The organism is Fuscibacter oryzae (assembly GCF_016765795.1).
In the GTDB taxonomy this organism is placed as follows: Bacteria; Pseudomonadota; Alphaproteobacteria; order Rhodobacterales; family Rhodobacteraceae; genus Fuscibacter; species Fuscibacter oryzae.
This window is the reverse complement of record NZ_JAESVP010000001.1, coordinates 340,484-361,639: the sequence shown is the minus strand read 5'-3', so window position 1 is coordinate 361,639 and position 21,156 is coordinate 340,484. Positions and strand designations below refer to the sequence as shown.

General features: G+C 62.8%; 22 protein-coding genes. 10 read left to right on the top strand and 12 right to left on the bottom strand.

Annotation, left to right across the window (positions count from 1 at the left end):
• Positions 1 to 53: 53 nt before the first annotated feature.
• Entirely contained in the window at positions 54 to 1,853 is a 1,800-nt protein-coding gene (gene lepA / locus JI744_RS01700; RefSeq protein ID WP_202657636.1) for a translation elongation factor 4, read from the bottom strand.
• A gap of 271 nt (positions 1,854 to 2,124) precedes the next feature.
• On the opposite strand from lepA, the gene JI744_RS01695 reads away from it, so the two are divergent.
• Positions 2,125 to 2,442 carry a hypothetical protein gene (locus JI744_RS01695; RefSeq protein ID WP_407927489.1) on the top strand — a complete coding sequence of 106 codons (318 nt, stop codon included), beginning with the start codon at positions 2,125 to 2,127 and terminating at the stop codon, positions 2,440 to 2,442.
• On the opposite strand, the gene JI744_RS01690 is transcribed toward JI744_RS01695, so the two are convergent.
• From JI744_RS01690 to gloB, 4 genes are all read right to left on the bottom strand, one after another.
• Positions 2,443 to 2,892, bottom strand: a complete 450-nt coding sequence (locus JI744_RS01690) for a low molecular weight protein-tyrosine-phosphatase (RefSeq protein ID WP_202657635.1) — start codon at positions 2,890 to 2,892, stop codon at positions 2,443 to 2,445. It lies immediately after the preceding gene.
• Entirely contained in the window at positions 2,889 to 3,554 is a 666-nt protein-coding gene (locus JI744_RS01685) for a pyridoxamine 5'-phosphate oxidase family protein (protein ID WP_202657634.1), read from the bottom strand. The genes JI744_RS01690 and JI744_RS01685 overlap by 4 nt, the downstream gene beginning before the upstream one ends.
• Before the next feature lie 291 nt (positions 3,555 to 3,845).
• The gene (gene clpA / locus JI744_RS01680) at positions 3,846 to 6,167 is read right to left on the bottom strand and encodes an ATP-dependent Clp protease ATP-binding subunit ClpA (protein ID WP_202657633.1); all 2,322 of its coding nucleotides are present in this window, start codon (positions 6,165 to 6,167) and stop codon (positions 3,846 to 3,848) included.
• A gap of 261 nt (positions 6,168 to 6,428) precedes the next feature.
• The gene (gene gloB / locus JI744_RS01675) at positions 6,429 to 7,196 is read right to left on the bottom strand and encodes a hydroxyacylglutathione hydrolase (RefSeq protein WP_202657632.1); all 768 of its coding nucleotides are present in this window, start codon (positions 7,194 to 7,196) and stop codon (positions 6,429 to 6,431) included.
• A 60-nt stretch (positions 7,197 to 7,256) separates the two neighbouring features.
• Here gloB and JI744_RS01670 point away from each other — a divergent pair, with 60 nt between their 5' ends.
• The 7 genes from JI744_RS01670 (at position 7,257) to JI744_RS01640 (ending at position 13,603) form a co-directional block, all read left to right on the top strand.
• Positions 7,257 to 8,021 (top strand): methyltransferase domain-containing protein, encoded by a 765-nt coding sequence (locus JI744_RS01670; protein ID WP_202657629.1) that lies wholly within the window; start codon positions 7,257 to 7,259, stop codon positions 8,019 to 8,021.
• A gap of 276 nt (positions 8,022 to 8,297) precedes the next feature.
• On the top strand, positions 8,298 to 8,858 hold the full coding sequence (locus JI744_RS01665) for a F0F1 ATP synthase subunit delta (RefSeq protein WP_202657628.1): 561 nt from the start codon (positions 8,298 to 8,300) through the stop codon (positions 8,856 to 8,858).
• Positions 8,858 to 10,396, top strand: coding sequence for a F0F1 ATP synthase subunit alpha (atpA, locus tag JI744_RS01660; RefSeq protein ID WP_202657627.1), 1,539 nt, complete (start codon positions 8,858 to 8,860; stop codon positions 10,394 to 10,396). The genes JI744_RS01665 and atpA overlap by 1 nt, the downstream gene beginning before the upstream one ends.
• A gap of 21 nt (positions 10,397 to 10,417) precedes the next feature.
• Positions 10,418 to 11,290, top strand: coding sequence for a F0F1 ATP synthase subunit gamma (locus JI744_RS01655; protein ID WP_202657626.1), 873 nt, complete (start codon positions 10,418 to 10,420; stop codon positions 11,288 to 11,290).
• An 18-nt stretch (positions 11,291 to 11,308) separates the two neighbouring features.
• Entirely contained in the window at positions 11,309 to 12,727 is a 1,419-nt protein-coding gene (gene atpD / locus JI744_RS01650; RefSeq protein ID WP_202657625.1) for a F0F1 ATP synthase subunit beta, read from the top strand.
• Between the two features lie 9 nt (positions 12,728 to 12,736).
• Positions 12,737 to 13,141: a F0F1 ATP synthase subunit epsilon gene (locus JI744_RS01645; protein ID WP_202657624.1), complete on the top strand. Its 405-nt coding sequence runs from the start codon at positions 12,737 to 12,739 to the stop codon at positions 13,139 to 13,141.
• Positions 13,142 to 13,252: 111 nt separating this feature from the next.
• Positions 13,253 to 13,603, top strand: coding sequence for an H-type lectin domain-containing protein (locus JI744_RS01640; protein WP_202657622.1), 351 nt, complete (start codon positions 13,253 to 13,255; stop codon positions 13,601 to 13,603).
• A gap of 67 nt (positions 13,604 to 13,670) precedes the next feature.
• Here JI744_RS01640 and JI744_RS01635 read toward each other — a convergent pair whose 3' ends face one another.
• Positions 13,671 to 14,690, bottom strand: a complete 1,020-nt coding sequence (locus JI744_RS01635; RefSeq protein WP_202657620.1) for a ribose-phosphate pyrophosphokinase — start codon at positions 14,688 to 14,690, stop codon at positions 13,671 to 13,673.
• 96 nt (positions 14,691 to 14,786) lie between these two features.
• Between JI744_RS01635 and JI744_RS01630 the strand changes: the two genes are divergently transcribed.
• Both JI744_RS01630 and JI744_RS01625 read left to right on the top strand, forming a co-directional pair.
• Positions 14,787 to 15,383, top strand: coding sequence for a 2-hydroxychromene-2-carboxylate isomerase (locus JI744_RS01630; RefSeq protein WP_202657617.1), 597 nt, complete (start codon positions 14,787 to 14,789; stop codon positions 15,381 to 15,383).
• Entirely contained in the window at positions 15,384 to 16,169 is a 786-nt protein-coding gene (locus tag JI744_RS01625; protein ID WP_202657611.1) for an alpha/beta fold hydrolase, read from the top strand.
• Here JI744_RS01625 and JI744_RS01620 read toward each other — a convergent pair.
• The 6 genes from JI744_RS01620 to JI744_RS01595 form a co-directional block, all read right to left on the bottom strand.
• Entirely contained in the window at positions 16,166 to 17,182 is a 1,017-nt protein-coding gene (locus tag JI744_RS01620) for a threonine aldolase family protein (protein WP_202657610.1), read from the bottom strand. The two genes, JI744_RS01625 and JI744_RS01620, sit on opposite strands and share 4 nt — an antisense overlap.
• Entirely contained in the window at positions 17,182 to 17,634 is a 453-nt protein-coding gene (locus JI744_RS01615; protein ID WP_202657609.1) for a YcgN family cysteine cluster protein, read from the bottom strand. Before JI744_RS01615 ends, JI744_RS01620 begins: the two co-directional genes overlap by 1 nt.
• On the bottom strand, positions 17,631 to 18,554 hold the full coding sequence (locus tag JI744_RS01610) for a bifunctional riboflavin kinase/FAD synthetase (RefSeq protein WP_202657608.1): 924 nt from the start codon (positions 18,552 to 18,554) through the stop codon (positions 17,631 to 17,633). Before JI744_RS01610 ends, JI744_RS01615 begins: the two co-directional genes overlap by 4 nt.
• A 29-nt stretch (positions 18,555 to 18,583) precedes the next feature.
• Positions 18,584 to 19,036 (bottom strand): MaoC family dehydratase, encoded by a 453-nt coding sequence (locus JI744_RS01605; protein WP_202658235.1) that lies wholly within the window; start codon positions 19,034 to 19,036, stop codon positions 18,584 to 18,586.
• Positions 19,037 to 19,153: 117 nt separating this feature from the next.
• Entirely contained in the window at positions 19,154 to 20,026 is an 873-nt protein-coding gene (locus JI744_RS01600) for a TIGR01459 family HAD-type hydrolase (protein ID WP_202657606.1), read from the bottom strand.
• 129 nt (positions 20,027 to 20,155) lie between these two features.
• Positions 20,156 to 21,076: a manganese-dependent inorganic pyrophosphatase gene (locus JI744_RS01595; RefSeq protein ID WP_202657604.1), complete on the bottom strand. Its 921-nt coding sequence runs from the start codon at positions 21,074 to 21,076 to the stop codon at positions 20,156 to 20,158.
• Positions 21,077 to 21,156 lie beyond the last annotated feature (80 nt).

Here is a 21,156-nt window from a genome sequence, read left to right as displayed (position 1 = left end):
CTGAAAACGCTCCACTGGAGCCTTTTCTCCCCGGCTAAAGCCGGGGCCGCGCCTCACCCATCCATCTTCAACGCATTGATAAACGCCGTCTGCGGAATCTCCACCTTCCCGAACTGGCGCATCTTTTTCTTGCCCTCTTTCTGCTTGTCCAAGAGCTTGCGCTTCCGCGTTGCGTCACCGCCATAGCACTTGGCGGTCACGTCCTTGCGCATGGCGGACAGGGTTTCGCGGGCAATCACGCGGCCCCCGATGGCGGCCTGGATCGGGATCTTGAACATATGGCGGGGGATCAGCTCTTTCAGCTTTTCCACCATGGCGCGGCCACGGGATTCAGCCCGGTCGCGGTGAACCATGATGGCTAGGGCATCCACCGGCTCATCATTCACCATGATCGACATTTTCACGAGGTTATCCTCGCGGTATTCGGAAATCTGGTAGTCAAAGCTGGCATAACCCTTGGTGACCGATTTCAGGCGGTCGTAAAAGTCGAATACCACTTCTGCCAGGGGCAGGTCATATTCCACCATGGCGCGGGTGCCGGCATAGGTCAGGTTCAATTGAATGCCGCGCCGGTCCTGGCACAGTTTCAAAATGTCGCCCAGATAATCATCGGGCACCATGATGGTAGCCTTGATCCGCGGCTCTTCGATATGGTCGATATAGGTCAGGTCGGGCATATCGGCGGGGTTGTGCAATTCGCGCACCTCGCCGTCTTTCATGTAAAGCTTGAAGACCACCGAGGGCGCGGTGGTGATCAGGTCAAGGTCATATTCGCGCTCCAGACGGTCGCGGATAACCTCCAGATGCAAAAGGCCAAGAAAGCCCATGCGAAAGCCGAAACCCAAAGCGGCCGAGGTTTCCATCTCATAGCTGAACGAGGCGTCGTTCAGGGCCAGCTTTTCGATGGCGTCACGCAGGTTTTCGAAATCCGCCGCATCAACCGGGAAAAGGCCGCAGAACACCACGGGCTGGGCGGGTTTAAAGCCGGGCAGTGCCTCGGCGCAGGGCTTTTTCTCATGCGTGACGGTATCACCGACGCGGGTATCACGGACCTGCTTGATGCTGGCGGTGAAGATGCCGATCTCACCCGGCCCCAGTTCGGCAATATCGACCATCTGGGGTTTGAGAACCGCCAGCTTGTCGATGCCGTAGACGGCGCCGGTCTGCATCATCTTGATGCGGTCGCCCTTTTTGACCACGCCATCGACGATGCGGATCATGACGACGACGCCAAGATAGGCGTCATACCAGCTGTCAACCAGCATCGCCTTCAGTGGCGCGTTGGCATCGCCCTTGGGCGCGGGCAGGCGGGTGACGATGGCCTCCAGTACGTCTGGAATGCCGAGGCCGGTCTTGGCGGAAATCGGGATCGCGTTCGAGGCGTCGATGCCAATGACATCCTCGATGTTTTCCTTGACGCGGTCGGGGTCGGCCGCCGGAAGGTCGATCTTGTTCAGCACGGGCACAATGTCGTGGCCCGCATCAATGGCCTGATAGACGTTCGCGAGGGTTTGCGCCTCTACCCCTTGGCTTGCGTCAACCACCAGGAGCGAGCCTTCGACGGCGCGCATCGACCGGGAAACCTCATAGGCAAAGTCAACGTGGCCGGGGGTGTCGATCAGGTTCAGGATATAGGTCTTGCCGTCCTTGGCCGGATATTCGATCCGCACCGTGTTGGCCTTGATTGTGATGCCGCGTTCCCGCTCGATATCCATCGAGTCGAGAAGCTGGGCCTTCATGTCGCGTTCGGCCACCGTGCCTGTCATCTGGATCAGACGGTCGGCGAGGGTGGATTTGCCGTGGTCGATATGGGCCACGATGGAGAAATTGCGGATGAGGTCAAGCTGGGTCATGGGCGGGCGTATATCGGGTTGGATGCAACGCGGGAAGGGGATTCTGGCGCGCGGGTGAGTCGCAGGGCAGGGCGGCCGGTGACGACTGTGCGGGGGCAGGATATGGGGGGGCCGAAGGTGGTGGACACAATTTGGCGGGGCTTGGGGCGGAGGGATGGGCCAGATTCCGCCAAACATCCGGTGGGATTGAAAAAACTGCTTGGGATGGCTAGACTGCGTGGCAGAAAAATACCCGGCGGGAAAAACCGCGCGGGGGACACTGAGGCAGATGATGACCAAGATGATCGTGCGGGCAGCCCTTGCGGCTATGTCCTTTTCCTGTTTTGCGGGTGCTGCATCGGCCGGGCCGATTGAGAGCGCCTGCCTGCGCTCGGACCGCGGGGCTGCAAACCGGGCGCTCTGTGGCTGTATCCAGCAGGTGGCCGATTTCACGTTGCAGGGCGGTGACCAACGTCGCGTGGCCGGGTTCTTCAAAGACCCGGAAAAAGCGCAGTCGGTGAAGATGTCGAAAAGCAGTTCCGACGATGCGTTCTGGGAGCGCTATACCGCGTTCTCCGCGCAGGCAGAGGCCTATTGCGCGGCCCAGTAATCAGCCCTGTGATTGCAATGTTCTGATAAAGCCGTCGCAGGCGGCCTCGATCAGATCCAGTGCACCATCGAAATCGCGGCTGTACCAAGGGTCGGCGATGTCGGTTTTGCCAAGATCTGGCGCATAGTCCAGCAGCAGGCGGGGCCGTGTTCCACCGGGCGGCATCCGCGACAAGGTGTCGCGCAGGTTTGATCTGTCCATGACGAGGATATGGCTAAAGCGGTGAAAGTCACTGGCGGAGATCTGGCGGGCCCTGAGCGCTCGCAGGTCATAGCCCCGGCGGGCCGCTGCCTCGATGGCGGGAAGATAGGGCGGCTCTCCTTCGTGCCAACCGCCGGTGCCGCAACTGTCCACTGTCAGGTCCATCCCCGCTGCCTTGGTGCGCAGCACCGCTTCGGCAGTGGGAGAGCGGCAGATATTGCCCAGGCAGACGAAGAGGACAGCGGTCATTTCGGCGCCTTGCCAAAGCGATAGCCCGCCGCATGATCGGGCAGGGGGATGCCGGGCGCAAGGTCTGTCGCGGGTTGCGGTGCGCCCATGGTCAGGGTGATCGGCAGGTTGCCGGCCCAGACCGGCCAATCCTTATCCTCTGCCGGGTCGCTGTCGCCGGGGGCGGCGGCAGAGACTTTGGCCGACGCTTCATTCAGCGGCAGTGTCAGGATGGCGGTTGCCTTCAGTTCCTGCGCCGTCATCGGGCGAAGTTGGGGCCAGCGGCCGGGGAACATCTGCTCCATCATGGTTTCCAGATGCCTGGCCTTGAGCGCCGGGTCGGTGACGGCCTGCGCTGTGCCCATCACCATCACACAGCGGTAATTGACCGAATGTTCGAGGCCTGACCGCGACAGCACCATGGCATCGGTCAGCGTCACGGTCACGCAGACCGGCCCGCCGGTGGCCGCGCGGGTCATGCGGCTGGCGGATGATCCGTGCCAGTAGATGTGGTCCCCCTCGCGCCATTGCAGGGTGGGGGTGACGACGGGAAAGCCGTCGATCAGGTGGCCAACATGGGCGACCGGCATCGCATCCAGAATCGCGTGGATGGTGTCGAGGTCATAAGCGGCCTTGTCGTGCAGACGGCGAACGCGGGTGCGGGGGCTGGGGGCTTTTGTCATGGGGCAAGGCTAGGCGAGGCGTGCGGCGGGGGAAATGGGAATTCTGAGAGAGTGTCGGGCTTGAGGCGGTGGCGGATGGCCCGCCCCTCTCCACACAGGGGGCGCTTGCGCCGGTGTCGCGGTGCGGAGCACGCATCCTATGGATGTGGTGTGGTCTGTTTTATCAGCCCGCCATTTCGTTAGTTGGGCGAGAGATGGGCAAGGTGTTGGATGGCAGCGCTTTGGTGGGTGGCGTGTTCTCATGCACCCTTGGGCGAAAGCAAAAGGCCCCCGCTTGGGGGGCCTTTCTGTTCATTCCGCCGTCAGAAGCGGCGGCTTTTGCCCTGTGAGCCTTGGCTTGCCCGGCTCTTCATAGGTCAGGTGGATCGCGTCATCCTTGACGCCCACATGCACCGTGCCGCCCTTGACCAGCTTGCCAAAAAGCAGCTCTTCGGCAAGCGGCTTCTTGATGTTTTCCTGAATCACGCGGCCCAAGGGGCGCGCGCCCATCTTGTCATCATAGCCCTTGTCGCCCAGCCAGACCGCCGCCTCTGGCGACAGGTCGATGTGAACATTGCGATCCATCAACTGCGCTTCGAGTTGCAAGACGAACTTTTCCACCACCTGCGAAATGACATCTTTCGACAAGGGCGCGAAAGAGATCACCGCATCCAGACGGTTGCGGAATTCGGGCGTGAAGGTGCGTTCAATCGCGGCGGTGTCTTCGCCGGTGCGACGGTCGCGGTTGAATCCGATCGCCGATTTCGACATTTCGGTCGCGCCGGCATTCGAGGTCATGATCAGGATCACGTTGCGGAAATCCACCGTCCGGCCGTTGTGGTCGGTCAGCTTGCCGTGGTCCATAACCTGCAACAGGATGTTGTAGACATCCGGGTGCGCCTTTTCCATTTCGTCGAGCAACAGCACGCAATGCGGGTCTTGATCGACGCCATCGGTCAGCATGCCGCCCTGATCAAAGCCGACATAGCCGGGGGGGGCGCCGATCAGGCGGCTGACGGCGTGTTTCTCCATATATTCCGACATGTCGAAGCGCAGCAGCTTCACACCCAGCGAAGACGCCAGTTGCTTGGCCACCTCGGTCTTGCCCACACCCGTCGGCCCGGCGAACAGATAGTTGCCGATGGGCTTTTCGGGTTCGCGCAGGCCAGCACGGGCCAGTTTGATGGCCGAGCACAGTGCCTCAACCGCCTTGTCCTGACCGAAAACCACGCGCTTCAGCGTCTTTTCCAGATCGCGCAGGGTTTCCGCATCATCTTTCGAGACATTTTTCGGCGGGATGCGGGCGATCTTGGCGACCACAGCCTCAATCTCTTTGGTGCCAAGCGTCTTGCGGCGCTTGCCTTCGGGCAACAGGTGTTGGGCCGCGCCCGCCTCGTCGATCACGTCAATCGCACTGTCAGGCAGTTTGCGGTCGTGGATATAGCGCGCGGCCAGTTCAACCGCCGATTTGATCGCATCGGCGGTGTAGCGCACGTCGTGGTGATCTTCGAAATGCGGTTTCAGACCTTGCAGGATCTTGATCGCATCCGGCACGGTGGGTTCGTTCACGTCAATCTTCTGGAACCGGCGGCTAAGGGCGCGGTCCTTCTCGAAATGCTGACGGAACTCCTTGTAGGTGGTCGAGCCCATGCAGCGCAGCTTGCCGCCCTGAAGCGCGGGCTTCAAAAGGTTGCTGGCATCCATCGCACCGCCACTGGTCGCACCAGCGCCGATGACGGTGTGAATTTCGTCGATGAACAGGATCGCGTCGGGGTGATCTTCCAACTCCTTCACCACCTGCTTCAACCGCTCTTCAAAGTCACCGCGATAGCGGGTTCCGGCCAGCAGCGCTCCCATGTCGAGGCTGTAAATCGTGGCATGAGCCAGAATTTCCGGCGTCTGCTTGTCCACGATCTTCTTGGCCAGACCTTCGGCAATGGCGGTCTTGCCAACGCCGGGGTCACCCACCAGCAGCGGGTTGTTCTTGCGGCGGCGGCACAGAACCTGAATGGCACGCTCCACCTCTTGTTCACGCCCGATCAGGGGATCAACGTCGCCCTTGCGGGCCTTGACGTTCAGATCGACGCAATACTTGGACAGGGCGGATTCCTTTGCCTCTCCGGCCTCGCCCTTCGGTGTTTCGTGCTGGGTTTCATCGGCGCCAGAGACGGGGCGGGTTTCGCCATAGGATGGGTCTTTCGCCACGCCGTGCGCGATGAAATTCACAGCATCATAGCGGGTCATGTCCTGTTCTTGCAGGAAATAGGCGGCGTTCGATTCGCGCTCGGCAAAGATCGCCACCAGCACATTGGCGCCCGTCACCTCGGTGCGGCCAGAGGATTGCACATGGATCGCCGCGCGCTGGATCACGCGCTGGAACGCGGCGGTGGGCACGGCCTCTGACCCTTCAACCTCTGTTACAAGGGTGGACAGGTCATCGTCGATGAATTCGACCAGCGTTTTGCGCAGATCATCCAGATTGACCGAACACGCCTTCATCACGCGCGCCGCATCAGGCTCGTCAATCAGGGACAAGAGCAGGTGTTCCAGGGTGGCCAGTTCGTGACGGCGCGCATTGGCAAGGGCAAGCGCGGCGTGAATGGCCTGTTCCAGCGTCGTGGTAAAAGATGGCACGTTGAGTGCTCCTGTTCCTGCGGGTCGAGGGCGTCACCTCGACCATGGCCTCATAAGGTAAAGGATCGGTTTTCTGGGACAGGTTTCAAGCCCCATCGCACCGGATTTGTGCTTTCTTTCGAAAGCGGCACAAAATGTGATCATTTCGGAAGCGCGCGAGCCGTCACGGCCCTGTCGCAAGGGGTATTTGGGGCGCGGCGCGGTATTTGCAAGGGGGCTGCGAAGGGCGTGTGAGATCACGCAGCCTACGGGTTGGTCGGATCAGAACCGGTCCTTGCGGGCGCGAATCTCGGTAAAGACCTCAAGCTCGCTGGCATCTGGCAGGCCGACGGCGGCTTTGACCTGCGGCAGGTGGCAGCGCAGGTAAGGATTGGTTGCCAGCTCTTCCGACAAAAGCACCGGCACCGTAGCCTTGCCTTCGGCCCGCGCGGCGGTGCAGGCGGCGATGCGGGCTTGCAGCGCGGGGTTCTCGGGTTCGATCGTCGCGGCAAAGCGCAGGTTCGAGGCGGTGTATTCATGGCCCGAGCAGATCACGGTTTCAGGCGGCAGGGCGGCCAGCTTTTGCAGGCTCGCGAACATCTCGGCCGGGGTGCCTTCGAACAGGCGTCCACAGCCGCCCGACATCAGGCTGTCGCCGGTGAAAGCCAGATTCGAGCCGGGGAAATGCAAGGCGATGTGGCCCCGGGTATGGCCGGGCACGTCAATCACCCGGCCTGATTCCCGCGCCACCTCGACCAGATCGCCCTGTTCCAGCGACCAGTCGAGCCGCGGCAGTCGATGGCGATCCGCCTCTGCCCCGCAGACCTTGGCGCCCGTCACCTCGCGCAGTTCCGCCACAGCCTGAATATGGTCATCATGATGATGTGTCAGGAAAATATCAGACAAGAGCCATTCGCGTTTCAGCAGCTCTTTCAGGATCGGCCCGACTTCGGGCGCATCGACCAAGGCGGCCCGGTTGGTGCCGCGAGCATGCAGCAGATAGGCATAGTTGTCTTGCAGGCAGGGGATCGTGACGAGTTCAAGCGGCATGGTTTTCTGCGTTTTCCTCGGTATGTTGAGGCAGTTTGAACCGAAGGGCGGGCGGCTGCAATGCACCTCGACGTGCTGGACCTGCGGAACTTTTACTATCGCACCCAATTGGGGCGCGTGGCGCAGCGCGCGATCCGCGACCGCGTGGTTGAATTCTGGCCGCCGTTAAGCGGGCAGACGGTGGTGGGGTTCGGCTTTGCCGTGCCCCTGCTGCGGCCCTATCTGGCCGAGGCGCGCCGGGTGATCGGGCTGATGCCGGGTCCGCAGGGGGTGATGCCCTGGCCCGCGGGCATGGAGAATGTCAGCGTGTTGTGCGAGGAAACCCAGTGGCCCATTTCGACCGGGCTGGTGGACCGGCTGGTGATGATGCACGGGCTGGAAACCTCGGACCACCCCGCCGCCCTGCTGGAAGAGGCGCACCGCGTGCTTGGCCCCGGCGGGCGGGTGCTGTTCGTGGTGCCCAACCGCGCAGGCCTGTGGTCGCGCAGCGATGCGACGCCCTTCGGTGTGGGCCGCCCCTATTCGGCGGCACAGCTTGAAGCACTGATCAAGCAGCATGGCTTCACCCCCGAGGTCAGCCGGACACTGCTGCACGCCCCGCCCAGTCAGGCGCCGTTCTGGCTGCGCACAGCAGGGTTCTGGGAAGGGGTCGGACGGCGGTTGCCCTGGCTGTCTGGCGGCGTTTTGATGATCGAGGCGTCAAAGCAGACCTATGCGCCGACGCGTGGCGGGTTGGGGGCGGTAGTGCGTCGTCCGCTTCGGGTGCTGGAAGGGGTGGGGCAGCCGGTGCCCACGCCGCAGGTGACGCCGCGCCACGAATCCTGATCACCGCCGCGTGAGGAGGCCGTGAAGGCGCGCGTGATTCTGCCCGATCTTGCTGGAGAAAGTGCCCGCAGGGCCGTGCCTTTCCTGCCGCAGTGCAGCGAACACATATTTGCCGCATCTTTTTTGGCGACCCTTGGCAGGCCTTCCCGGTTGCTACGTTACAATCCCTCTGCTAATGACGCCCGAAATCTGAAGACGTATGCCCCAGTGTACGCCGCCAATCGGGTCGTGACCCGAGGACGGTGAAGGGGGGCCTAAGACAGCGGAAGGGATGACGTGTCCGAACCAGCTTCGATCTCGCTCGGCATTGCAGGGCGCTATGCCCAAGCCTTGTTCGAGCTTGCCAAGGACGGCAAGGCGCTGAAAGCGCTGGAAACCGATGCCGATGCTTTGGGAGAGGCGCTTGCCGCCAGCCCCGAGCTGCGCGAGGTGATCGCATCTCCGGTTGTCACCCGTGAAGAGCAGGCCCGCGCCATTGCCGCTGTTGGTGAAAAGCTGGGTCTGTCGGCGCTGACCGCCAATACGCTGGCGCTGATGGCGGGCAACCGCCGCCTGTTCGTGCTGCCGCATCTGGTCGCGAACCTCAAGGCCCGCATCGCCGATGAAAAAGGCGAAGTCACGGCAGAGGTGACCTCTGCTGCCAAGCTGACCGCCGCACAGTCGAAAAAGCTGGCTGAGACGCTGAAGGCCAAGATCGGCAAGACCGTCAAGCTGAACACCACCGTTGATGAGACCCTTATCGGCGGACTTATCGTCAAGCTGGGCTCGACCATGATCGACACGTCGGTCAAGTCGAAGCTCGCTTCCCTGCAGAATGCAATGAAAGAGGTTGGGTGATGGGAATCCAGGCTGCTGAGATCTCTGCGATCCTCAAGGAGCAGATCAAGAACTTTGGCAAAGAAGCCGAAGTGGCCGAAGTGGGCCGGGTGCTGTCGGTTGGCGACGGTATCGCCCGCGTTCACGGGCTGGACAATGTTCAGGCCGGTGAAATGGTGGAATTCCCCGGTGGCATCCGCGGCATGGCGCTGAACCTGGAAGTCGATAACGTCGGTATCGTTATCTTCGGGTCCGACCAGGACATCAAGGAAGGCGACACCGTCAAGCGCACCAAGTCCATCGTGGACGTGCCCGCTGGCAACGCCCTTCTGGGCCGCGTGGTTGACGGTCTGGGCAACCCGATCGACGGCAAGGGCCCGATTGCGGCGACCGAGCGTCGTGTGGCCGACGTCAAGGCCCCCGGCATTATCCCGCGCAAATCGGTGCATGAACCGATGGCAACCGGCCTGAAGGCCGTGGACGCCATGATCCCGGTTGGCCGCGGCCAGCGCGAACTGATCATCGGCGACCGTCAGACCGGCAAGACCGCCGTGGCGCTGGACACCATCCTGAACCAGAAGTCTTATAACGAGGCTGCCGGTTCGGACGAATCGAAGAAGCTTTACTGCATCTACGTCGCCATCGGGCAAAAGCGCTCGACCGTGGCGCAGCTGGTGAAGAAGCTGGAAGAGACCGGCGCGATCGACTACACGATCGTCGTGGCTGCCACCGCTTCGGACCCCGCGCCGATGCAGTTCCTGGCGCCCTATTCGGCAACCGCCATGGCGGAATTCTTCCGCGACAACGGCCGCCATGCGCTGATCATCTATGATGACCTCTCGAAGCAGGCCGTGGCTTACCGCCAGATGTCGCTGCTGCTGCGCCGCCCGCCGGGCCGCGAAGCCTATCCGGGCGACGTGTTCTATCTGCACTCTCGCCTGCTGGAGCGTTCGGCCAAGCTGAACGAGGATTTCGGCGCTGGTTCGTTGACGGCGCTGCCGATCATCGAAACCCAGGGCGGCGACGTGTCGGCCTTTATCCCGACCAACGTGATCTCGATCACCGATGGCCAGATCTTCCTGGAAACCGAGCTTTTCTACCAGGGCATCCGCCCGGCTGTGAACACCGGTCTGTCGGTGAGCCGCGTGGGGTCGTCCGCGCAGACCAACTCGATGAAAACGGTTGCCGGTCCGGTGAAACTGTCGCTGGCACAGTACCGCGAAATGGCGGCGTTTGCCCAGTTCGGTTCCGACCTTGACGCCTCGACGCAAGCCCTGCTGAACCGGGGCGCGCGTCTGACCGAGTTGATGAAGCAGCCGCAATACGCGCCTCTGACCAACGCGGAAATCGTCTGCGTGATCTATTCGGGCACCGCCGGCTTCCTTGACAAGATTGCCGTCAAGGACGTGGGCCGGTTCGAGGCTGGTCTGGTCAAGTTCCTGCGCACCAAGCGCAAGGATATTCTGGACTGGATCACCAGCGCCGATCCCAAGATCAAGGGTGCCGACGAGCAGAAGCTGAAAGACGCGATCGCGGAATTCGCAAAAGACTTCGCTTGAGCGGCCTGAAAGGACAGGGACATGCCCAGCCTTAAGGACCTTAAAAACCGGATCCAAAGCGTCAAAAACACGCGGAAGATCACGAAGGCCATGCAGATGGTGGCCGCGGCGAAACTTCGCCGCGCCCAGGAAGCTGCGGAAGCCGCCCGGCCTTATGCCGAGCGGATGAATGCGGTGATGGGTGCGCTGGCTTCGGGCGCTGCCAATTCTGCTGGTGCCCCGCGCCTTTTGGCCGGGACCGGCGCCGACAAGGTGCAGCTTTTGGTCATCATGACCTCAGAGCGTGGCCTGTGCGGCGGCTTCAACACCACCATCGTCCGCCTTGCGCGGGCGAAGATTCAGGAACTGCTGGCGGCAGGCAAGACGGTCAAGGTTCTGACCGTCGGCAAGAAGGGCCGCGAGCAGTTGAAGCGCGACTATGGCCAGTACTTCGTCGGTCATGTTGATCTGAGCGACGTCAAGCGGCTGGGCTATTCGAACGCGCAAGGGATCGCGCGGGAAATCCTGTCGCGCTATGACGGCGGCGAATTCGACGTGGCGACGCTGTTCTACAACCGCTTCCAGTCGGTGATCAGCCAGATCCCGACCGCGAAACAGGTGATCCCGGCGGCGTTTGATGCGCCTGCGGGCAGCGCTTCGGCCCTGTATGACTATGAGCCGTCAGAGGAAGGCATTCTGGCCGACCTTCTGCCGCGCGGCGTGGCCACGCAGGTCTTTACCGCTCTTTTGGAAAACGGCGCCTCGGAACAGGGTGCGCGGATGTCCGCCATGGACAACGCGACGCGCAACGCGGGCGACATGATCAACAAGCTGACGATCCGCTACAACCGGAGCCGTCAGGCCGCGATCACCAAAGAGCTTATCGAAATCATTTCGGGCGCCGAGGCGCTCTGAGGAACCGGAGAAACGACAATGGCACAAGGCAAAGTCACGCAGGTGATCGGCGCTGTCGTGGACGTTCAGTTCGAAGGCGCGCTGCCGGCGATTCTGAACGCGCTTGAGACGGACAACAATGGCAAGCGGCTGGTTCTGGAAGTCGCACAGCACCTGGGCGAAAACACCGTCCGCGCGGTTGCGATGGACGCAACCGAAGGTCTGGTTCGCGGCGCTGCCGTGAAAGATCTGGGCGCGCCGATTTCGGTCCCCGTCGGTTCGGCCACGCTGGGCCGCATCCTGAACGTCATCGGCGAGCCGGTGGACGAAAAGGGCCCGGTCAACGCCACGGCCACCCGCGCGATCCACCAACCCGCCCCGGCCTTTGCCGATCAGGCGACCGAAAGCCAGATTCTGGTGACCGGCATCAAGGTGATCGACCTTCTGGCCCCCTATACCAAGGGCGGCAAGATCGGCCTGTTCGGCGGTGCCGGTGTGGGCAAGACGGTTCTGATCATGGAACTGATCAACAACATCGCCAAGGTTCACTCGGGCGTGTCGGTGTTCGCCGGTGTGGGTGAACGGACCCGTGAAGGCAACGACCTTTATCACGAAATGATCGAGTCCGGTGTTATCGACATCGAAGACCTGACCAAATCGAAAATCGCGCTGGTGTATGGCCAGATGAACGAGCCTCCGGGTGCGCGGATGCGGATTGCGCTGTCGGGTCTGACCCTGGCCGAACAGTTCCGCGACGAGACCGGCGCCGACGTGCTGTTCTTCGTGGACAACATCTTCCGCTTTACCCAAGCGGGTTCGGAAGTGTCGGCTCTCTTGGGCCGTATCCCTTCGGCCGTGGGCTATCAGCCGACGCTGGCGACCGACATGGGTGCCATGCAGGAACGCATCACCTCGACCAAGAATGGCTCGATCACCTCGGTGCAGGCCGTCTACGTTCCGGCCGACGACCTTACCGACCCGGCGCCCGCCACCTCGTTTGCCCACCTTGACGCCACGACCGTTCTGGATCGTGCGATCTCGGAAAAAGGCATCTATCCGGCTGTGGACCCGCTGGGCTCGACCTCGCGTCTGCTCGATCCGCTGATCATTGGCGAAGAGCATTATACCGTGGCAACCAGCGTGCAGAAGGTGCTGCAACGCTACAAGTCGCTGCAGGACATCATCGCCATCCTCGGGATGGACGAACTGTCCGAAGACGACAAGACCGCCGTTGCCCGCGCCCGCAAGCTGGAGCGTTTCCTGAGCCAGCCGTTCGACGTGGCAAAGGTCTTCACCGGATCGGACGGCGTTCAGGTGCCGCTGGAAAAGACCATCGCCTCGTTCAAGGCGGTTGTTGCCGGTGAATATGACCACCTGCCGGAAGCCGCCTTCTACATGGTCGGCGACATCGAAGAAGTGAAAGCCAAGGCTGCCAAACTCGCCGCGGCTGCGGCGTAAGGGGGCGACATGGCTGGCACCATGCAGTTCGATTTGGTCAGCCCTGAACGGAAGCTCGCTTCCGCACAGGCGACCGAGATCATGATTCCGGGCGCCGATGGCGACATGACGGCGATGGAGGGGCATGCCCCCACCATCACCACGCTGCGTCCCGGCCTGCTGCGCGCGGTGACGACCGAGGGTGTCAAATCCTATGTCGTGACAGGCGGCTTTGCCGAAATCGGCGCGGCCAATGTGACGGTTCTGGCCGAGCGTGCCGTTCCGGTCGAGGAAGCCACCGGCACCGTGCTGGATGACATTCTGGCCGAGGCCCGCTCGCTGGCTGCCGCCGCACTGCCAGAGGACAAGAACGCCGCCGACAAGGTGGTGAACGACGTTCTGGCACTGCGGGATGCGGTGCTTTCGCATCACTGAGCGATCACAGGCAAATGACGGATCGGGGCCCTTCGGGGCCCTTTTTCGTCACAAAATCGTCTTGGCCCGGCCCCGAGCGGCTTCTATCCTGCACCTAGGGGAGCGTTGGGGATGAAGCGTATTTCAACCACTTGCGTCGGTATCCAGCAAGGCACGCGGGTGCTGTTTTCCGACTATGCCGATGGCGGGCAGATGTGGACCGGCACTGGCGAGCGTGAAAGCCGCCATATCGTGACGTTCAAGGAGCCGTTCATCGCGCCGCCTTCGGTTCTGGTGGGCATAGCGATGTGGGACATCGACCATCGCCATAACGCCCGCGCCGACCTTGTGGCCGAAAACATCAGCGCAACCGGCTTTCACCTGGTGTTTCGCACCTGGGGCGACACACGCATCGCGCGGGTGCGCGCAGACTGGACCGCCCTCGGCCCGGTGCGGGACGAGGATGACTGGGACGTGGCATGAACGGTGCGTGAATTCACGCATCCTAGGGCATTTGGGTAAGTTGCGTGGTCCCCACTCACCATTCCGGTCAGCCGCGCGGGTAGAACCCTTCATAGATCGGGGTCAGGGTATCGGTTTCAAACAGCGACGACACCGACATGCCGCCCCAGATGTTCAGGATGGCTTGCGCAAACATCGGTGCGGTCGGCACGATGCGGATGTTCTTCGCCGCCTTGACCTTGTCGGTCGCCTCGATGGAATCGGTGATCACCAGCGATTTCATCACCGAATTCTGCACCCGCTCCACCGCAGGCCCCGACAGGACGCCATGGGTGATATAGCTGTGAACCTCGGTCGCACCCGCCTCCATCAGCGTTTCGGCGGCTTTGCACAGCGTGCCCGCGGTGTCGCAGATGTCATCGACGATGATGCACTTGCGGCCCTTCACATCACCGATCACCGTCATGCCGGACACTTCGCCCGCCTTCTCGCGCCGCTTGTCCACGATGGCGAGGGGGGCGTTGATCCGTTTGGCCAGTTCACGCGCCCGCGCCACACCGCCCACGTCGGGCGAGATGATCATCAGGTCTTCCATCTGGCCTTTGAAGTGATGCTCGATGTCCAGTGCAAAGATCGGGCTGGCATAAAGGTTGTCCACCGGAATGTCGAAGAATCCCTGAATCTGTGCGGCGTGCAGGTCCAGCGTCAGGATGCGGTCAATGCCTGCCGTCTCGATCAGGTTCGCGACAAGCTTGGCCGAAATCGGAGTGCGGGCCTTTGACCGGCGGTCTTGCCGTGCATAACCGAAATAGGGGATCACAGCGGTGATGCGGCTGGCCGAAGACCGGCGCAGCGCGTCGGTCATGATCAACAGTTCCATCAGGTTGTCGTTCGCCGGGTTCGAGGTGGGCTGGATGACATACATGTCCTCGCCGCGCACATTCTCGAACACCTCGACGAAAATCTCTTGATCGTTGAAGCGTTCGACTCGCGCATCGACCAGATTGACCGAGGTGCCCCGGTGCATCGACATCCGCCGCGCGATAGAGCGGGCCAGCGTCAGGTTCGCGTTGCCGGAAATCAGTTTGGGTTCGGTGAGGGCGGGCATGGGGATCTCCGGTCGGGGCGGATTCGTTGCGTTGACACCGCTTATCACCCGGCTAGGGTCTTGCAAACCGATGCGGGGCAGGGAAACGGGCGCGAAATGACACAGATTGACTACTTTCTGGCGCTGCAGTCGCCCTATGTCTATCTGGCGGGCCGCCGCCCGGCCGAGATTGCTGCGAAACATGGCGCAAAGCTGGTGTATCGGCCACTGGATGTGGCGCAGCTTTTCCCGCGTACTGGCGGCAAGGTGCGCGAAGAGCGTCACCCATCGCGCAACGACTATGGCACGCAAGACCGGGCGCGGCAGGCGCGCAAACTGGGCGTGACATTGGACGCCGCCCCCCTGTTCCGGTCGGCCAACCCGGCCCCGGCGGCCTATGCGCTGATTGCGGCGCAGGCAGCGGGTGGCGGCGATCTGGCCGGGTTCGTGCAGGCGATTGGACGGGCGCTATGGGCAGAAGGCAAGGATTTCTCGGATGATGAGGTGATCCGCGCCGCGCTGGCGGCAAACGGGTTCGACCCGGCAGTGGCCGACCGGGGCATGCTGATGGCGGCGGAAACCTATGCCGCCAACCTGGAGGATGCCGTGGCAGCCGGGGTCTTTGGCGTGCCGTTCTTCGTGGTGGGCGATCAGAAATTCTGGGGGCAGGATCGGCTGGACGATCTGGACCTGTATTTGCAGGGCAAGCTGTGAATGACTGATCTGCCGCCCCACCGCGCGTGGGGGCCAAGCGACGCGCCCCCGGTTCTGGCGCTGCATTGTTCGCTGTCGCATGCCGGGGAGTGGTCCGCGCTGTCTGCGCTGTTGTCGGGCGTGCGGCTGGTGGCTGCTGATCAGCCGGGCCATGGCCATCAGCCGGATTGGGACGGGCAAAGCGATTTGCACGCACAGGCGGTGCGCGAGGCGGCAGCGGCGGCCGGAATGCTTGGGTCGCCCGTCGATGTGATCGGCCATTCATTTGGCGCAACGGTCGCCCTGCGGCTGGCGTTAGAGCGGCCCGATCTGGTGAAGCGTTTGGTTCTGGTTGAACCTGTCCTGTTTGCCGCGGCGGAAGGTGACCCGGCCTTTGTGGCCTTTCAATCGCGCAATGCGCAGTTGCCAAGGCTGATCGCGGCGGGCGGGGCCGAGGCGGCGGCAGCGGCGTTCTACGCCGACTGGGGCGGCGGGGCTGACTTCGCCAGCCTGCCTGCGGGGTTGCGGGCCTATATGGTGGCGCGGATCGCAATCATCCCGGCGCAGAACGGCGTGCTGGTTCAGGATGAGGCTGCACTGCTGGCCGCAGGGCGGCTGGAGGGGCTGCGCTGTCCGGTGCTGCTGGTAGAGGGCACCGCCAGCCCGCCCGTTGTAGCGGCAATCCAGACCACCTTGGCGCGGCGTTTGCCCGATGCGCGGCGCGAATGCGTGGACGGGGCGGGGCATATGTTGCCGGTGACCCATGCCGCCGCGCTTGCGCCCTTGGTGGCGGCACATCTGGCCTAAAGGGCAGACAGGAAACGATCCACATCGTCGGTGGTTGTGGACCAGCTTGTCACCAGCCGCGCAGCCTCACGGCCCTTCGGCGCGGGCATGTCGTAATAGGCGGCTGCGGCGGCTTGCAGACGGGCATGGGTGCCTGCGGGCCATTCGGGGAACAGGATGTTGGCCTGCGCCGGATGGGTCAGTGTGACGCCGGGTTTGGCCATCAGCCCGGCGGACAGACGCGCAGCCATGGCATTGGCATGGCTTGCCAGCCGCAGCCACAGCCCGTCTTGCAGATAGGCCGACATTTGCGCCGACAAAAAACGGTGTTTGGAAAACAGATGCCCGCCCCGCTTGCGGCGCAGCTCAAACTCCCACGCCTTGGCGGGATCAAAGATCACCACCGCCTCGACCCCCAGACAGCCGTTCTTGGTGCCGCCGAAGGACACAAGGTCGATGCCGGCCTTCCATGTCATCTCTGCCGCCGTAGCACCAGTTGCGGCCAGCGCATTGGCAAAGCGCGCGCCGTCCAGATGGCAGGGCAGGCCTTGGGCGGCGGCGGTCAGGGCGGCAATCTCGGCAGGGGTGTAAACGGTGCCTGCTTCGGTCACATTGGTGATGGTGACCATGCCCTTTTGCACGCCATGCACACTGGTGCCGGTGCGGGTCAGCACAGGGGCGAGCGTTTCGGGCGTCATCTTGCCATGGTCACCCGGCACCAGGGCCAGCTTGGCCCCGTGGGTGTAGAATTCGGGCGCGCCGCATTCATCCTCGGCGACATGGGCATGCTCATGGCAGAACACCGCGCCCCAGGGCGGGCAGGTCAGGGCAAGGCACAGCGAGTTGGCGATGGTGCCGGTGGCGACCAGATAGACGGCGGCCTCTGGTGCCTCAAACGTGTTGCGCAGTTGCGTGGTAACCTGCGCCATCAGGTCATCGGCCCCATAGCTGCGGGCGTACCCGGCGTTTGCCGCCTGAAGTGCCGTCATGATTTCGGGCGCAGCACCCGAGGCATTGTCGGATGTAAACCACATCAGGGCGTTTCCTCGATGATGTAATCGTCCCAGTCGTCCTCATCCACCTCGAACTCTGGCACGGTCCAGCCGCGCACCGACTGGCCCGCCGCATGCGGGCTTTCGGGGTCGCCTGTAACAAGGGGGTGCCAGTCGGGCAGCGGCTCTCCGGCCCAAAGCAGGCGGTAGGCGCAGGTCTTCGGCATCCAATAGGCAATTTTCGGCAGGGTCTTGGGCGTCAGGCGCACGCAATCGGGCACGAACTGATGGCGGATTTCATATTGCGTGCAGCGGCAGGTCTGCCCATCCAGCAGGCGACAGGCGACACGGGTATATTCCACCTCGCCCGTATCCTCATACTCGATCTTGTTCAGACAGCATTTGCCGCAGCCATCGCACAGCGCCTCCCATTCGGGGGCGGTCATCTTTGACAGGGGAACGGTTTCCCAGAACCGGGGGCGCAAGGTGGTCATGGCGCCGACAATATCCTGCGGGCCTGTTCCACGTCTGCGGCCATTTGCACCAAAAGCGCGGGCAATCCGTCGAATTTCATCTCTGGCCGCAGATAATCGACCAGCGCAACCGACAGGTGCTGGCCATAAAGATCGCCCTTGAAATCCAGAAGGAAGGTTTCAAGGTTCGGGGCGTTTTCGCCAAACATCGGCCGCACCCCAAGCGAGGAGGCCCCCAGATAGCTGCCCGCCTGCGGCCCGGTCAGCACATCGACGCGCGTGGCATAGACCCCCAGCTTTGGCAGGTGCAGTCCCGCGACAGACATGTTCGCGGTAGGATAGCCCAGCTCGCGCCCGCGCTTTTCGCCGTGGATCACCTCGCCGTCAATGCGGTGCCAATGGCCCAGCATGGCGGCGGCATCGCGCGGGCGGCCTTCGGCCAAAGCGGCGCGGATCGCGGTTGACGAAATCTCATCCGGGCCGTGGCGGACCATCTCAGCCACGGTGATGCCAAAGCCGTGGCGGGTGGCCAGCGATTTCAGGGTTGCGACCGTGCCCTTGCGGCCCTTACCAAAGCAAAAATCACTGCCCACGACCACATGGGCCACGCCAAGGCCATTGACCAGAACCTGTTCGACAAAGGCATCCGGGGTCAGGCCCGCAAGTGTGGCGTCAAAGGGCAGCTCATAAAGGTGGTCTACCCCCAGCTTGGCCAGCCGGTTGGCCCGCGCCTCGGCGTTCATCAGGCGAAAGGGCGGGGCGTCGGGGCGAAAGAACTCGCGTGGATGCGGCTCGAAGGTCACGACGCCAAGGGGGGCATGGCCGCGCGCCTCGGCAATCACCGCCTGATGGCCAAGGTGAAGGCCGTCGAAATTGCCCATTGCGACGGATGCGCCGCGCGCCGCTTCGGGCAAACCCTGCCAGTGACGGTGAACCTGCATCTTTCCCCGGATCGGCGGGGAAAGCCCCGCTAGTCGAACTTGCGGCTAGGCGCCAGAACCAGCGCCTCGCCCTTCAGGACCACGGTATTACCCACCGCGCAATGGGTTTCAAGGGTCACGCGGCGGCGGGCGTGGTCGATGGCGATCACCTTGACCTCGGCATGAACCCGGTCGCCGGGGCGGACAGGGGCCATGAACTTCAGGCTCTGGCCCAGATAGACCGTGCCATGGCCGGGCAGTTGTTCACCAATGACGGCGGAAATCAGCCCGGCGGTCAGCATGCCATGGGCAATCCGACCCTGAAAAATGGTATCCTGAGCATAGGCGTCGTCCAGATGCACCGGGTTGCGGTCGGTTGACACTTCGGCAAACAGCTCAATGTCGCGGTCGGTCACCGTTTTATCCAGATAGCGGACCATGCCCACCTCCAGATCTTCAATGCAGATCGTTCCGCGAGGCAGATTGTGCTGGCTGTCAAGCATGTCGCGATTCCCGGTGCTCATGCGGTGCAGCATAGATCATGCTGCGCCGCAGCGCAATATGATCGCGCATGAATTGTGCCATAATGCGACCAAGGCCGCAATAATGTTACCGGACCGTTACGCCAGGAACGGCATTGCCCAAGGGGGCGAAAGGCGTTGCTGCGCCAGCCAGCTGTCAAGCAGGGCCTTGTCGGGGTTGACCGGGTCTGGCCCGAAATGTGCGGTGGCAATACCGCCGGTGATGAACAGCGCGTCCAACCCTTCGGCTTGCGCGCCCTGAATATCGGTGGCGATGCCGTCCCCGATGCACAGGATGCGCGCCTCCTCCAGCCCAAGGCGCTGGCGGGCCAGATCATAAATCGGCGGATGCGGCTTGCCATAATAGCTGGCCGCGCCGCCCATGGCCACGAAGTCCTCGGCCAAAGCCCCCGCGCACCAGACCCGCTTTTCCCCCATATCCACCACGATGTCGGGGTTGGCACACAGCATCGGCAGGTCGCGCGATTTTGCCAGCAAAAGCGTGGTGCGATAGTCTTCGGGCGTCTCGGTGCTGTCATCGGCAAGGCCGGTGCAGACCACGCCTTCGGCCTCCAGCATCCCCACACGCTGAATAGGTTCCCCGACAAGGGGCTGATTTTCTGGCGTGATCTCCTCAAAGAACGGCAGATCCTTGTCGGCGCCAATATGAAACACCTTGCGCCCCACGGCCCCATGCAACAGCGCCGCCTGCGCCGCATCGCCCGAGGCGACGATGATATCCCAGGCATCGCGCGGCAGCCCCATGCCCACCAACTGCCGCTCCACCGCCATCCGAGGGCGCGGAGCGTTGGTCATCAGAACAACCTTGCCGCCCTTGGCCCGGAACGCCTGCAAGGCCGCCACCGCGGCAGGGAAGGGCGCCTTGCCATTGTGCAGGCAACCCCAAAGGTCGCAGAACACCACGTCATAACGGTCGGAAATATCGGCAAGCGAAGTGATCAGTTCGGTCATGGCATCCCCTCGGGTCGCCCCATCCCTAGCCCGCGCCGTGTAAAAGAAAAAGGGGCGCAACCGCCCCCCATCATCTGTTCATAAATATCCCACGGGGGTGCGGGGCTGTGAAACCCCCGCTGCCGCCGCTTACAGCTTCAGTGCCGGGATGATCTGCTTCTTGCGGCTCATCAGGCCCGGAATCACCACGGTGTCTCCCGAAACCTTCACGCCGAACGAGGCCTCTGCCAGCCCTTTGACCAGATCGTTCGGCACCAGCAGCGTGGCCTCTTCCTTCAGGATGTCGATGACGAACAGCAGCACCTGATCGGCACCGTCTTCGGTTGCCACGGCGGGCATCGCGGCCATCAGGCTGGCCTTGCGGTCCAACAGAACCTTGGGCGCGGTGGTTTCCAGCACCGAGACGCGCAGTTCCTTGCCCGCGACGTTGTATTCCTTGCTGTCCATCCGCAGCAATTCGGCATCCGAGAAGGACGACACGTCCGACTTGGCTTCGAACATCGCGGTCGCCAGTTCGTTGATCGAAACGCCCAGATCGGCGGCCAGTTTCTCGGCCACGGCGCGGTCATGGGCGGTGGTGGTCGGGCTGCGGAATTCCAGCGTGTCGGACAGGATGCAGGACAGCATCGCGCCCTTGATCGCCTTGGGCGCCTTGGCCACATCGGCGCCCATCAGGTCGTGCATCACGGTCGCGGTGCAGGCCAGCGGGCGGATGGTGATGTCGATCGGGGTCTTGGTCTTGATGCCGCCAACCAGCATGTGATGGTCGATGATCGCTTGGATCTTGGCGTCATTGATCGAAGGCGGCAGTTCGGCGGGGTTGTTGGTGTCCACGATCACCACTTTGTCGTCGGCCGTCACGTCCGCGATGATCGCGGGCTTGTCCAGGCCCCAATGGCGCAGCACAAAGGCCGCTTCGGTGTTGGGTTCGCCCAGCAGCACGGCCTTGGCGGGGGTGCCCTTCACCTCGGACAGATACCAGGCCCAGACGATGGGCGATCCGGTCGAGTCGGTGTCGGGGGATTTGTGGCCGAAGACGAGGGTGGTCATGGGTCTGCCTCTGAAGATCGGAAGTTTGGCGCCCCTTTAGCCCACAAGAACCCTGTTGTCACGGGCCGAGGATGCCGCAG

What these genes read in the sequence shown, in the direction of transcription:
- JI744_RS01690 (WP_202657635.1), bottom strand. Translation starts at nt 2,892, where the DNA reads ATGACCGCTGTCCTCTTCGTCTGCCTGGGCAATATCTGCCGCTCTCCC.
- JI744_RS01610 (WP_202657608.1), bottom strand. Translation starts at nt 18,554, where the DNA reads ATGCAGGTTCACCGTCACTGGCAGGGTTTGCCCGAAGCGGCGCGCGGC.
- JI744_RS01595 (WP_202657604.1), bottom strand. Translation starts at nt 21,076, where the DNA reads ATGACCACCCTCGTCTTCGGCCACAAATCCCCCGACACCGACTCGACC.
- atpD (WP_202657625.1), top strand. Translation starts at nt 11,309, where the DNA reads ATGGCACAAGGCAAAGTCACGCAGGTGATCGGCGCTGTCGTGGACGTT.
- JI744_RS01645 (WP_202657624.1), top strand. Translation starts at nt 12,737, where the DNA reads ATGGCTGGCACCATGCAGTTCGATTTGGTCAGCCCTGAACGGAAGCTC.
- JI744_RS01630 (WP_202657617.1), top strand. Translation starts at nt 14,787, where the DNA reads ATGACACAGATTGACTACTTTCTGGCGCTGCAGTCGCCCTATGTCTAT.
- JI744_RS01615 (WP_202657609.1), bottom strand. Translation starts at nt 17,634, where the DNA reads ATGACCACCTTGCGCCCCCGGTTCTGGGAAACCGTTCCCCTGTCAAAG.
- JI744_RS01695 (WP_407927489.1), top strand. Translation starts at nt 2,125, where the DNA reads ATGACCAAGATGATCGTGCGGGCAGCCCTTGCGGCTATGTCCTTTTCC.
- lepA (WP_202657636.1), bottom strand. Translation starts at nt 1,853, where the DNA reads ATGACCCAGCTTGACCTCATCCGCAATTTCTCCATCGTGGCCCATATC.
- atpA (WP_202657627.1), top strand. Translation starts at nt 8,858, where the DNA reads ATGGGAATCCAGGCTGCTGAGATCTCTGCGATCCTCAAGGAGCAGATC.
- JI744_RS01620 (WP_202657610.1), bottom strand. Translation starts at nt 17,182, where the DNA reads ATGTGGTTTACATCCGACAATGCCTCGGGTGCTGCGCCCGAAATCATG.
- JI744_RS01670 (WP_202657629.1), top strand. Translation starts at nt 7,257, where the DNA reads ATGCACCTCGACGTGCTGGACCTGCGGAACTTTTACTATCGCACCCAA.
- JI744_RS01635 (WP_202657620.1), bottom strand. Translation starts at nt 14,690, where the DNA reads ATGCCCGCCCTCACCGAACCCAAACTGATTTCCGGCAACGCGAACCTG.
- JI744_RS01600 (WP_202657606.1), bottom strand. Translation starts at nt 20,026, where the DNA reads ATGACCGAACTGATCACTTCGCTTGCCGATATTTCCGACCGTTATGAC.
- JI744_RS01685 (WP_202657634.1), bottom strand. Translation starts at nt 3,554, where the DNA reads ATGACAAAAGCCCCCAGCCCCCGCACCCGCGTTCGCCGTCTGCACGAC.
- JI744_RS01655 (WP_202657626.1), top strand. Translation starts at nt 10,418, where the DNA reads ATGCCCAGCCTTAAGGACCTTAAAAACCGGATCCAAAGCGTCAAAAAC.
- JI744_RS01605 (WP_202658235.1), bottom strand. Translation starts at nt 19,036, where the DNA reads ATGCTTGACAGCCAGCACAATCTGCCTCGCGGAACGATCTGCATTGAA.
- JI744_RS01625 (WP_202657611.1), top strand. Translation starts at nt 15,384, where the DNA reads ATGACTGATCTGCCGCCCCACCGCGCGTGGGGGCCAAGCGACGCGCCC.
- gloB (WP_202657632.1), bottom strand. Translation starts at nt 7,196, where the DNA reads ATGCCGCTTGAACTCGTCACGATCCCCTGCCTGCAAGACAACTATGCC.
- JI744_RS01640 (WP_202657622.1), top strand. Translation starts at nt 13,253, where the DNA reads ATGAAGCGTATTTCAACCACTTGCGTCGGTATCCAGCAAGGCACGCGG.